This is a genomic window from Streptomyces sp. NPDC002671, assembly GCF_053592475.1.
The window spans coordinates 259,847-271,885 of sequence record NZ_JBSFVU010000002.1; the positions used below are offsets into that span (position 1 = coordinate 259,847).

Sequence of the window (12,039 nt, forward strand, 5' to 3'; positions counted from 1 at the left end):
CGCGGCGGCGGACCCTGACAGCGGCGGCACCTTCGGGCGCCGCCGCTCTCGCATGCTCACGTCCTGCCTGCGCCGCCGTACCCTTGACCCCGATGAGACGCCGTACCCCTCCCCCGCCCGCCCCGCTCCCGCAGCGCGACGGCGTCGACCCGGTGCGGGTGCGGCTGCCGTACGACGGCGCGTGGGCCACCGTGCGGGAGCATCTGGTGGCGCGGCTGACGGGGGCCGGTCCCGGGGTCGTCGAGGAGCTGTTCGCGCAGGGGCTGGTCGTGGGCGCCGACGGCCGCGCGGTGGCGCCGGACGCACCGTACGAACCGGGGATGTTCGTGTGGTTCCACCGCGAACTGGCCCCGGAGGTGCCGGTGCCGTTCCCGGTGGAGGTGGTGTACCGGGACGAGCACATCGTCGTGGCCGACAAGCCGCACTTCCTCGCCACCACCCCACGCGGCAGCCACGTCGCCCAGACCGCGCTGGCCCGGCTGCGGCATGAGCTGGGCGTGCCGACGCTGACCGCCGCGCACCGCCTGGACCGGCTCACCGCCGGGCTGGTGCTGTTCACGGTGCGGCCCGAGGAGCGCGGCGCGTACCAGACGCTGTTCTCGGACCGGCGGGTCCGCAAGGAGTACGCGGCGGTCGCGGCGTACGAGCCCTCGCTCGCCCTGCCCCGGACCGTGCGCAGCCGGATCGTGAAGGAGCGCGGGGTGCAGGCCGCACGGGAGGTCGAGGGCGAGCCGAACGCGGTGACCCGGGTCGAACTGGCGGAGTTCCGCGAGGGGTTGGGCCGCTACCGGCTGATCCCGGAGACCGGGCAGACCCACCAGCTGCGGGTGCATCTGAACGCGCTCGGCATACCCATCCTCGGCGATCCGCTGTACCCGGAGGTGACCGCCCCCGTGCCGGCCGATGACTTCCGACGTCCGCTGCAACTGCTCGCGCGGAGGCTGGAGTTCACCGACCCGGTCACGGGCACGGAGCACGCCTTCGTCAGCGGACGCACGCTCCAGGCGTGGTCCTCGTACGACGAGTGGGCCGCCGGACAGGAGCCGTAGCCCGCTCTGCGCTCACTCCCCGCGCCACCAGAGCAGCAGGCGCCGCCACACGCCCTTGCGGCCGGCCGGCGCCGGGGCCGTCGGCAGGGGGGCGTGGGCGGGCTGCGGGGGCTGGTGGGCGGGCATCGGCTGCGATTCGGCGGCCGGCATGGAGCCGGGGCGCTGGGTGCCGACGTGCCAGGCGGGCCTCGGCGGCGGGACCGGCATGGGGCTGGGCGAGACCTGCACGTCCTGCTGCGGCTTCGGTTCGAAGCACACCGGGAGCGCGACCAGGTGCCGGGAAGCGATGGAGGAGCGCCAGCTCAGCTCCTCCTCGGCGCAGTCGAGCCGGAGGTCCGGCAGCCGCGTCAGCAGCGCGTCGACGCCGACGTCGGCGATGGCGCGGCCGATGTCCTGGCCGGGGCACTCGTGCGGGCCGCCGCCGAAGGCGAGGTGCGAGCGGTTGCCCTGCATGTGGGCGGAGAGATCGGGCCGCACCCGCGGGTCGACGTTGCCGGGGGCGGGCGCGAACAGCAGCCCGTCACCCTTGCGGATGCGCTGGCCGCCCAGCTCCGTGTCCTGCTTGGCGAAGTAGCCGAGGACCGTGCTGAACGGCGGCTCGTCCCACAGGGACTGCTCGATCGCCTCGGGCACGGTCATCTGGCCGCCGCTGAGCTGGGCCCGGAAGCCCGGCTCGGTGAGGACCATGCGCAGCGCGTTGGCGAGGAGGTTCGCGGTGGCCTCGTAGGCGGCGAAGAGGACAAGCCGCAGGTGTTCGCGGACCTCGTCGTCGGTGAGCCGCGCCGGGTGGGTGATGAGGTGGCTGGAGAAGTCCTCCTCGGGCCGGGCACGGCGGCGGGTGGTGAGCCGGCTCAGCGCGTCCATCACGTAGGCGTGGCTCTGGATGGCGGTCTCGGTGCCCTTCAGCGCGTCGCGGGCGGCCTGCACCATGCGGTCGTTGTACTCCTCGGGCATGCCGAGGATCTCGCACAGCACGGCCATCGGCAGATGCTCGGCGAACTGGGAGACCAGGTCGGCCCGGCCCCGCTCGCAGAAGCTGTTGACCAGCCCCTGCGTGTAGCGGCCGATGTCGCGGCGGACGCTGCGGTGGTCGATGGTCGACATGGCGCCGGTGACCGCCGCGCGCAGCCGCTGGTGCTCGTCGCCCTCGGCGTGCGAGCAGATGGGCTGCCAGGCGATGTGCGGCATGAGCGGGTGGTCGGGCTTGACCATGCCCTCCAGCAGCGGGGTCCAGACGCGGCTGTCACGGGTGTACTGCGAGGGGCTGCGCACCAGGTGCAGGTTCTCGGCGTGCCCGAGGACCACCCACATCGGTACGTCGTCGTGGAGCAGGACGGGCGCCACCGAGCCGTGTTCCTCGCGCAGCCGCTCGTACAGGTCGCCGAGGTCGTCCGCGTCGAGGCCGTAGAGCCGGTGCAGTCCCCCGGGGCCGAGGCCGAGGCCGTGTGCCGGGCAGCCGGGGGGCGGGACGGACGAGGGGTCGTGTGTGCCGGTCAGGGATGAGGGTTCAGGCGTCACAGTGGTCGCTCCGAAGCGGAAAAAGTGTGCGGTGAGTCGGTGGGCTGCGGGTCAGGTGAGGGCGCCGCTCATGGCGAGCGAGTGCAGGAAGCGCATCAGGGTCATCAGCACGTCCTTGCTGGAGGCCCGGCGGCGCACGTCGCACTCGACGATCGGGATGTCCGGGGAGAGGTCCAGCGCCGTGCGCAGCTCCTCGGCGGGGTAACGGGGCGCGTCCGGGAAGGTGTTGACGGCGACGACGAAGGGCACGCCGCGCTCCTCCAGGCGCCCCATGACGTCGAAGCTGACCTCCAGGCGCCGGGTGTCGACGAGGACGACCGCGCCGAGCGCTCCTTCGAACAGGCCGTTCCACAGGAACCAGAAGCGTTCCTGGCCGGGGGTGCCGAAGAGGTAGAGCACCAGCTTGTCGGTGATGCTGATGCGGCCGAAGTCCATGGCCACGGTGGTGGCCGTCTTGGACTCGGACCCGTAGTTGTCGTCCACGCCGATGCCGGCCTGGGTCATGGTCTCCTCGGTGGTCAGCGGTCTGATCTCGCTGACCGAACCGACCATGGTGGTCTTGCCGACGCCGAAGCCGCCCACGATCACGATCTTCACCGCGGCCTGGGCCGAGTGCGGGAGATGGTCCTCGGTGCGCGGGCCGGGGATGGTGTCAGAGCCTTTGAAGTCCATGCATCACCGCTTCGAGGAGTGAACGGTCGGGGAGCGCCTGGCGGACGATCGGGGCGCGCGCCTGCACCAGTTCGGCCGTGATCAGCTCGGTGATCAGTACGGTCATCACGCTGAACGGCAGATTGAGGTAGGCCGAGAGTTCGGCCACGGACAGGGGGGCCTGACAGAGCCGGAGCAGCGCGGCCTGCTCGGGGGTGGCCGACGGCGACGGCGCTGAGCGCGCCACGATCAAGGTCACCAGGTCGAGTTCGGCGCGCCCTCCATCGGCGGCCCCGGTGATGGCGTACAGCCGTTCCGGGTTCTTGATCTCACCCTCGCCGCCCGGCTCCTGGGGAGGCGGCAGGGGTTTGGGGTGGCGCCGTCGGCGTTGCGGAGGAGTCATACGGTGTGCCCGTTCCGCCGGGGCGGACTGGTCAGGTGGGCGCCGATCCGGACGACGAGGTCGCGCATCATGCCGCTCATCCGGCCCGGTTCGCAGGTGACGTCGGCGAGCACGGCGAGGTAGGCGTTGGCGCCGGCGTTCATGAGGTAGAAGTAGCCGCCGTGGATCTCGAAGACGACGAGCTTCATCTCGCCGGCGCCCTTCATCTCCTGGATGATGGCACCGGCCAGGCTCTGGACTCCCGCGCAGGCGGCGGCCACCCGGTCGGCGGCGTCCGGCTCGCCGCCGTAGCGGGCGATGCGGAGGCCGTCGGCGGAGAGGACGACGATCATCTGGATGCCCGGTACGCCGTCGTTCAGCTGCTTGAGCATCCAGTCGAAGTTGCCTCGCTGCTGGATCACTTGAGGTCTCCCTGGTCGTCGGCGCCGGTGGCGGCCTCGGTGGGGGTGTCCGAATCGTTGAGCAGGTGCAGGTACTTGGTCGGGTTGAGCGTGAAGTCCGTCAGTTCGCTCGCGGTGGCGTCCTCGGGCATGCCCTTGCGCAGGCCGTCCCAGAAGGCCTCGACCCACATGCCAGGCGGCCGGTCCCGCAGCTTCTGGATCTCGGGGTCGATCTCCGGCTCGGGCTCGGGCTCAGGTTCGGGCCTGGTCTGCGACCAGATGGTCGGCTTGCCCTCGCGCTCGGCGCGCTCGATGGCGGCCTGTTCGGCGATCCGCTGGCTGAGCGGGGTCTTCACGCGGCTGCGACGCTGCGGCAGCCCGTTCGCCGTCCACTCGGTGACCTCGGGGACGTCGTCCTCCATGGAGATCCCGGCGGGGATCTTGGGGCTGGTGGGGCGCCGCTTCTTGGGCGGGCGCTTGGGGCCTTCCACCGCGCCGAGTTCGGGCATCGGGGAGCCGGTGGCGCCGATGCCGTGGGCGGCGCCGACACCGGGCTCGGTGGTCGTCATGACGCGCGGCACGACGAGGATGGCGCGGACGCCGCCGTAGGCGGAGGCGCGCAGCGAGACCTCCATGTCGAACTGCTTGCACAGGCGGCCGACGACGGCGAGGCCGAGGCGGGGCTGTTCGCCGAGGTTCTGCTCGTCGTCGCCCGTCTTGGCGTCCTCGATCATCTTCTCGATGCGGGCGCGGGACTCCTCGTTGAGGCTGACGCCGGCGTCCTCGATCTCGATGGCGATGCCGGTCTGCACCTCGGCCGCGGTGACGTGCACCTTGGTCGACGGGGGCGAGTAGCGGGTGGCGTTGTCGAGGAGTTCGGCGGCGGCGTGGATGACCGGCTCGACGGCGGTGCCCTTGATGTTGATGTTGACGATGGAGTTCAGCTCGATGCGCCGGTACTCCAGGATCCGCGACATGGCGCCGCGCAGCACGCTGTACAGGGAGACGGGCAGCGGCCACTGGCGGCCGGGGCGCCCGCCGCCGAGCACGGAGATGGAGTCGGCGAGGCGGCCGATCAGCGCGGTGCCGTGGTCGAGCCGCAGCAGGTCGTCGAAGACCTCGGGGTTGCGGCCGTGGTCCTCCTCCATCTCCCGCAGTTCGTTGTTCTGCTGGTTGACGATCGCCTGGACGCGGCGGGCGATGCTCACGAAGGAGCGCTCCGTGGCGTCGCGCATCGAGATCTGCTGGTCGACGCCGCGCAGCGCGACGCGCACCAACTCGCGGTAGGACTCGGGGAGATGACGCAGCTCGGGGTCGGCGTCGTAGACGTTACGCAGCACGTCCCGGAGTGGTTCACCGGCGCGCAGCCGGAACACTCCGGTGGGCAGGACCTGGCTGCCGAGGCGGGTGATCTCCGCGTCGTGGGCGGCGAGCCGGTGCTCCAGGTACGCGGTGTGCCGGGCGTGCTCGGCCTTGGCCGCCCGGAGCTGCCGGCCGCGGCGGACGACCTCCGTGGCGGTGGCGAGGACCAGCAGCACCGCCGCGGCCCCGAAGCCGGCGGCGGCCGTCCGGGCGTGGGCCGGGACCAGGGCCACGGCGGCTGCGGTGGCCGCCGCCAGCGCTATGGCGGGCAGCAACAGCACGCGCGCATAGGGACGTTCACGGCCGCCGGGAGGCTTCTGAACACTCACCATGGATGCCTTCTGAGACGAATCGGCTGGGTGTCGGGAGAGCTTGCGAGGGGAAGGTTCATGGAACAGACGGGATTTTCCGCATGTTTGGGAACAGGCGCGCGAATTCATCTCAACTCGATGCGCCGCGGGCGAGCTTAGTCCGACCGGATCATCGCCGTGTCATATTCGGCAAGCACCTGAAATCCCCCCTGCAACGGGAGTACGCTCGGCTCCATTTATACGCTCAGCGGCTCTTCGCACACGTTCGGTCACGGCGTACGGGCATGCGAAAGGGCCCGGACGAGCTCTCCAGACCGTCCGGGCCCTCAGGGCGTGGGTGTGGTGCCGGTTCAGCCCACCGACGAGTAGGCCACCACTCCGCGCAGCAGTGCGTCGACCGCCTTACGGGCGTTCTTCGCGACCGTGGAACCCTCGGCGGGCGCCGCGGCGGAGATCTGCCCGAGGACGTCGATGACCTGCTTGCACCAGCGCACGAAGTCACCGGCCGGCATCTCCGCCTCGCGCAGCACCTCGTCGAGGCCCTTGCCGGAGGCCCACATGTACGCGGACCAGGCGAAGCCGAGGTCGGGCTCGCGCTGGCCCACGCCCTCGGTCTGGCTGATCCGGAACTCCTCCTCCAGCGCGTCCAGCCGGCCCCAGATGCGGACCATCTCGCCGAGCGCGGCCTTCGCCTTGCCGGAGGGCAGCTTCGGCGCCATCGCGTCGTCGCTGAGCCGGGCCTCGTACACCAACGCCGAGACGCAGGCGGCCAGTTCGGCCGGGCCGAGGCCCTCCCAGACGCCCTCGCGCAGGCATTCGCTGGCCAGCAGGTCGAGTTCGCCGTAGAGCCGGGCGAGCCGCCTGCCGTGCTCGGTGACCTCGTCGGCGCGCAGGTAGTCCAGCTCGGTCAGCAGCGCCACGATCCGGTCGAAGGTGCGGGCGATGGTGTTCGTCCGGCCCTCGATGCGGCGCTCCAGCTGCGAGGTGTCGCGCAGCAGCCGGTGGTAGCGCTCGGCCCAGCGGGCGTGGTCCTCGCGCTCGTCGCAGCCGTGGCAGGGGTGCGCGCGGATGGCGGTGCGCAGCCGGGCGATCTCGCGGTCGTCGGCGGCCTGCGAACGCTTCTTGCGGGCCCGCTCCGGCGGGACGTGCCCGGCCTTGGTCCGCAGCGCGGAGGCCAGGTCCCGGCGGGACTGCGGGGAGCGCGGGTTGAAGGACTTCGGGATCCGCATCCGGTCCAGCGGCTCGACCGGCACCGGGAAGTCGATCGACGCCAGCCGCTTGACCTGCCGTTCGGCGGTGAGCACCAGCGGGCGCGGCCCGTCGTGCTGGTCGAAGCCGCGGTGGCCGTTGGAGCGGCCGGCGGGCAGGCCCGGGTCGAGGACCAGGGCGAGGCCCGCGTACTTGCCCGTGGGCACGTGGATGATGTCGCCCGGCTTCAGCTTCTCCAGGGCCACGGCGGCCTCGGCCCGGCGCTGGTTCACGCCCTGCCGGGCCAGCTCGGTCTCGCGGTCCTTCAGCTCGCGGCGCAGCCGCGCGTACTCCTCGAAGTCGCCGAGGTGGCAGGTCATGGAGGCCTTGTAGCCCTCCAGGCCCTCCTCGTTGCGCTGCACCTGCCGGGAGATCCCGACGACCGACTTGTCGGCCTGGAACTGCGCGAAGGAGGTCTCCAGCAGCTCACGCGAGCGGTGCCGGCCGAACTGCTCGACCAGGTTGACCGCCATGTTGTACGACGGCTTGAAGCTGGAGCGCAGCGGGTACGTACGCGTGCCCGCGAGACCGCCCAGGTGCTCCGGGCTCATCCCGCGCTGCCACAGCACGACCGCGTGGCCCTCGATGTCGATGCCGCGGCGCCCGGCCCGGCCGGTGAGCTGCGTGTACTCACCGGGGGTGATGTCGGCGTGCTGCTCGCCGTTCCACTTGACGAGCTTCTCCAGGACCACCGAGCGGGCCGGCATGTTGATGCCGAGCGCGAGCGTCTCGGTGGCGAACACAGCCTTGACCAGGCCGCGCACGAACAGCTCCTCGACGACCTCCTTGAAGGTCGGCAGCATGCCCGCGTGGTGGGCGGCGATACCGCGCTCCAGCCCCTCCAGCCACTCGTAGTAGCCGAGGACGTGCAGATCCTCGGACGGAATGGCGGCGGTGCGCTCCTCGACGAGCGCGCGGACCCGTTCCCGCGCCTCCTCGTCGTTGAGCCTGAGGCCCGCGTACAGACACTGCTGTACGGCGGCCTCGCAGCCGGCACGGCTGAAGATGAACGTGATCGCGGGCAGCAGGCCCTCGGAGTCGAGCCGCTCGATGACCTCGGGCCGGCCCGGCGTCCACACGCGCGAGCGCTGCCGGCGCTCCCGCTCCCGGTCGGCCTCGCGCATGGCCCGGCCGCGCCGCCGGTCCTGGTACGACGGCCTGGTGGCCTCCATGCGGGCGAGGCGGACGAGGTCGGGGTTGACGGCCTTCTTGTGGCCCTCGCCCTCCTCGAACAGGTCGTACATCCGGCGCCCGGCGAGCACGTGCTGGAACAGCGGGACCGGCCGGTGCTCGGAGACGATCACCTCGGTGTCGCCACGGACGGTGTCCAGCCAGTCACCGAACTCCTCGGCGTTGGACACGGTCGCCGACAGCGACACCAGGGTCACGGACTCGGGAAGGTGGATGATCACCTCCTCCCAGACGGCGCCGCGGAAGCGGTCGGAGAGGTAGTGCACCTCGTCCATGACCACATAGCCGAGGCCGAGAAGGGTCTGCGAGCCCGCGTACAGCATGTTCCGCAGGACCTCGGTGGTCATCACGACCACCGGGGCGTCGGAGTTGATGCTGTTGTCGCCGGTGAGGAGGCCGACCATGCCGTCCCCGTAGCGGCGGCACAGGTCGGCGTACTTCTGGTTCGACAGCGCCTTGATGGGTGTCGTGTAGAAGCACTTCTTGCCCTGCCTCAGGGCGAGGTGGACGGCGAACTCGCCCACGATCGTCTTGCCCGAGCCGGTGGGGGCGGCCACCAGCACGCCCTTCCCCTCTTCGAGCGCCTCACAGGCCTCGATCTGGAAGGGGTCGAGGCCGAAGTCGTACATCTCGCGGAAGGACGCGAGCGCGGTGGCCTGCTCGGCTGCCCGCCTGCGGGCTGCCGCGTACCGCTCGGCCGGAGAGAGGTCCTCTGTCATCGTGCTTTCGAGCGTACCGGGCCGCACTGACAACAGGACGATCATTATCCGGAACGTGGACTGATCGACGGCCGGCGACCCCAGGACACGAAAGACCCCGGCCCGGAAAAGCCACCCGGGCCGGGGTATCGCATGTGCGCGCGGTGACGGTCAGGTCACGTCGTCGTAGCCGTTGACCCGGTCCGTACCGGACCGTTCGGGGGTCGCGCTCGCGGTCACGGCCTCCACCTCGCCGATCTCCTCGGGCGTGAGGTCCAGCTCGGACGCCTCGTCGTCCCCGGGGCCTTCGGCCTCGCGGCGGGCCCGGCGCCGGTCGTTGAGCAACGCGATGGCCACGGCGATGAAGTAGAGCATCCAGATCGGTGCCGCCAGCGCCAGCATCGTCATGGGGTCAGGGCTGGGCGTGGCCACGGCCGCGAAGGCGGTGATGCCGACGATCATGCCGCGCCACCAGCCCAGCATGCGCCGCCCGGACAGGACACCGGTGAGGTTGAGCATGACCAGCAGCAACGGCATCTCGAAGGCGAGACCGAAAACGACGATCATGCGGGTGACCAGGTCCAGCAGGTCGTCGAGCGGCAACAGGTTCTCAGCACCACTGGGTGTGAGGTCGATCATCACCCTCGCCGTGGTGGGCAGCACGTGGAACGCGAGGTAGCCGCCGCCGAGGAAGAGCGGGAAGCCGAAGCCGACGAAGGCGTAGGCGTACTTCTTCTCGGTGCGGTGCAGGCCCGGCGCGACGAACGCCCACAACTGGTAGAGCCAGACCGGCGACGCAAGCACGACTCCGGCCATCAGGGCGACCTTCAGGGCCAGGGTGAACGGCGCCAGCAGGCCGCTGACGGTGATGTGCGCGCAGTGGACGTTCTTGGCCTTGGCCAGCTCCCCGAAGGACTGGTGGCAGCCGATCTCGTCGAGCACCGGCTGGGTGATGACGTTGATGATGTCTCTGTAGAAGAAGGCCGCGATGATCGTTACGGCAAGGATCGCCAGGACACCCTTCGCGAGCCGGTTACGCAGCTCACGCAAGTGATCCACGAGCGGCATCCGCCCCTCGGGATCCCTCTCCTTCTTGCGGGCAGACTCGAGCAACCCACATCCTCATCTCGTGCAGCGGACCGGATACCCCCGGCCCTCGCGTCAGCGCTGGGTCGTGTCCGTCGGCTCGTTGACCGGGCGGGAGCTGGTCACGTCGCCGGGGGCGGCCTGGATCGTGCGCTGAGCCGGAGCGGGCTCCTCGGAGGACTGGGCGGTCTCGGTGGACTGCTTGCCGTCGTCCTTCATCGCCTTCGCCTCGCTCTTCAGGATGCGCGCGGACTTGCCGAGCGAGCGCGCCATGTCCGGGAGCTTCTTGGAGCCGAACACGAGGAGGATCACAAGAGCGAGGAGCAGCAGGTGCCACGGCTCAAGTCCGTTGCGGAACATAAGTTTCACCTTCTCACTGAGGCGGGCGGCGGAGCGTGCAGCGATCGTATCGCCCCGGGATGAACGTGGGACAAGCCCGGTGCGTACTCCTGCTCTGCGGACCGCGCCTCGTTGTCCGGGCCGCGATCAGAGCGTACCTGGCCCGACCGGCAAGGTGACAGGGCGAAGTGACCCAATGCGCATCACAGAAGAGCGCACCACAAGCGCGGCCCAAGCACGGCACAAGCGCGGCACGGACGAGACTCACAGGGTGTCCACGGCCCGAGCCGCGCTCACCGCGGCCCGCTCCAGGTCCTCGGCCGCCCTGTTGATACGGCGCGCGGAGGCCGCGACCTGCTGCCCCAGCCGCCGCGCCTCCAGGAACACCCGGACGGCGAGCACCCCCAGGACAGCGAGACCCAGGAAACCCACGGCTACCGCGAACATCGGCCAGAACATGACGTCGAGACTAGACCGTCCCGCTGCGTGGAATACAGCCGCCTACACCGTGGAGTGCAGCCGCAGGGTCCGGACCCCGCCGCCGGTGAGCAGCTCGACGATCCGCTCCCCCGCGGGCTTGCGCACCGAGGCCCCGCACTCGGGGCAGGTGAAGGAGTAGAACGTCGTCCGGCTGGTCGCGCCGATGGCCAGCCGCAGGGCGCTCGCCGCGAGTTCGAAGTGGCCCCGGCAGTCCGGGCAGCCGGCCTTGAACATCACGGGGACCACCCGCTTCATCCCGGCGAAAGCCGCCGCCACCGTCATCTGACCCGCACCGGACACCGGAGACTCGCTCAACGCTCCTGCTCCTGCCTGTCGTGAACCCTGTCGTACGCCGCCAGCGCCTCGCGGGCCGCCCGGCGGGCACTGTCGGCCAGATCGGGCGGCGAGACGATCCGGCCGTCACCGCCGAGCCGGAGCGCGAGTCGCCTCAGCGAGGCCGGATCGGGGGTGCGCAGGGTGATGCGCAGCCCGCCGTCGGGAAGCTCGTCGGCACTGTCGTGCGGGTAGTACTCGGCGACCCAGCGGCCGGCGGGACCCACCTCGACCACCACCTCCGGGTCCTCGGCGGCCGGCTGCACCAGGGCCTCCGACAGGTCACGCGGCTCTATCTCGGGCGGCGCGGACGGCTCGTCCAGGATCCTGATCTCGGCGACCCGGTCCAGCCGGAACGTGCGCCGGGCCTCGGAGCGGCGGCACCACGCCTCCACGTACGTGTGCCCGACGCTGACCAGGCGGATCGGGTCGATCTCGCGCTCGGTCAGCTCGTCCCGCGCGGGCGAGTAGTAGCGGATCCACAGCCGGCGGCGCTCGGAGATCGCCCGGTCGACGTCGGCGAAGACACCGCCCTCGGACTCGAAGGTCACGGACAGCCGGGAGCTGGCGCCCGCGGCCTCGCCGGCCGCGGCCTCCACCTTGGCCGTGGCCCGCAGCAGCGCCTGCCGGTCGCCCTCCCTGAGGCCGGGCAGCGTCGACACCGCGCGGGCCGCCACCAGCAGCGCGGTCGCCTCGTCGGCGGCCAGCCGCAGCGGCTCGGCCGCCTCCTCGCCGAGCGCGGCCGGGTTGTGCCACCAGATGCACTCGCCGTCGGTGTCGATGTCCAGCAGGTCGCCGCCCCGGAAGCTGGTGCCGCACATGGGCAGCAGATCCAGGTCGGAGACCAGCTCGTCCTCGGTGATGCCGAAGGCGCGCGCCACGTCCGCGATCCGGGCGCCGGGCCGCTCCCGCAGATACGTCACCAGGGACAGCATCCGCCGGGTCTGGTCGATGGCGTTCACGGGCCTCGCCGGTTTGCCTGCCATGATC

At 71.1% G+C, this 12,039-nt stretch carries 12 protein-coding genes; 1 reads left to right on the forward strand and 11 read right to left on the reverse strand.

The window, feature by feature from the left end:
- Positions 1 to 92: 92 nt before the first annotated feature.
- Positions 93 to 1,049 carry an RluA family pseudouridine synthase gene (locus tag ACWD35_RS03945; RefSeq protein WP_451349544.1) on the forward strand — a complete coding sequence of 319 codons (957 nt, stop codon included), beginning with the start codon at positions 93 to 95 and terminating at the stop codon, positions 1,047 to 1,049.
- Positions 1,050 to 1,061: 12 nt separating this feature from the next.
- Here ACWD35_RS03945 and ACWD35_RS03950 read toward each other — a convergent pair whose 3' ends face one another.
- From ACWD35_RS03950 to ACWD35_RS04000, 11 genes are all read right to left on the reverse strand, one after another.
- Positions 1,062 to 2,567 (reverse strand): cytochrome P450, encoded by a 1,506-nt coding sequence (locus tag ACWD35_RS03950; protein WP_451349545.1) that lies wholly within the window; start codon positions 2,565 to 2,567, stop codon positions 1,062 to 1,064.
- Between the two features lie 51 nt (positions 2,568 to 2,618).
- The gene (locus tag ACWD35_RS03955; RefSeq protein WP_451349546.1) at positions 2,619 to 3,239 is read right to left on the reverse strand and encodes a GTP-binding protein; all 621 of its coding nucleotides are present in this window, start codon (positions 3,237 to 3,239) and stop codon (positions 2,619 to 2,621) included.
- Entirely contained in the window at positions 3,220 to 3,621 is a 402-nt protein-coding gene (locus tag ACWD35_RS03960; RefSeq protein WP_451349547.1) for a DUF742 domain-containing protein, read from the reverse strand. The genes ACWD35_RS03955 and ACWD35_RS03960 overlap by 20 nt, the downstream gene beginning before the upstream one ends.
- Positions 3,618 to 4,022, reverse strand: coding sequence for a roadblock/LC7 domain-containing protein (locus tag ACWD35_RS03965; RefSeq protein WP_451349548.1), 405 nt, complete (start codon positions 4,020 to 4,022; stop codon positions 3,618 to 3,620). The genes ACWD35_RS03960 and ACWD35_RS03965 overlap by 4 nt, the downstream gene beginning before the upstream one ends.
- Positions 4,019 to 5,695, reverse strand: coding sequence for a sensor histidine kinase (locus tag ACWD35_RS03970; RefSeq protein WP_451349549.1), 1,677 nt, complete (start codon positions 5,693 to 5,695; stop codon positions 4,019 to 4,021). The genes ACWD35_RS03965 and ACWD35_RS03970 overlap by 4 nt, the downstream gene beginning before the upstream one ends.
- A gap of 329 nt (positions 5,696 to 6,024) precedes the next feature.
- The gene (locus ACWD35_RS03975; protein WP_451349550.1) at positions 6,025 to 8,877 is read right to left on the reverse strand and encodes a DEAD/DEAH box helicase; all 2,853 of its coding nucleotides are present in this window, start codon (positions 8,875 to 8,877) and stop codon (positions 6,025 to 6,027) included.
- Between the two features lie 105 nt (positions 8,878 to 8,982).
- Positions 8,983 to 9,924, reverse strand: a complete 942-nt coding sequence (tatC, locus tag ACWD35_RS03980) for a twin-arginine translocase subunit TatC (RefSeq protein ID WP_451349551.1) — start codon at positions 9,922 to 9,924, stop codon at positions 8,983 to 8,985.
- 48 nt (positions 9,925 to 9,972) lie between these two features.
- Complete coding sequence (gene tatA, locus ACWD35_RS03985) at positions 9,973 to 10,257, reverse strand: Sec-independent protein translocase subunit TatA (protein ID WP_451349552.1); 285 nt, start codon at positions 10,255 to 10,257, stop codon at positions 9,973 to 9,975.
- A gap of 243 nt (positions 10,258 to 10,500) precedes the next feature.
- Complete coding sequence (locus tag ACWD35_RS03990; protein ID WP_451349553.1) at positions 10,501 to 10,695, reverse strand: hypothetical protein; 195 nt, start codon at positions 10,693 to 10,695, stop codon at positions 10,501 to 10,503.
- Positions 10,696 to 10,737: 42 nt separating this feature from the next.
- Positions 10,738 to 10,998, reverse strand: coding sequence for a hypothetical protein (locus ACWD35_RS03995; protein WP_451349712.1), 261 nt, complete (start codon positions 10,996 to 10,998; stop codon positions 10,738 to 10,740).
- A gap of 29 nt (positions 10,999 to 11,027) precedes the next feature.
- On the reverse strand, positions 11,028 to 12,035 hold the full coding sequence (locus tag ACWD35_RS04000) for a helix-turn-helix transcriptional regulator (RefSeq protein WP_451349554.1): 1,008 nt from the start codon (positions 12,033 to 12,035) through the stop codon (positions 11,028 to 11,030).
- Positions 12,036 to 12,039 lie beyond the last annotated feature (4 nt).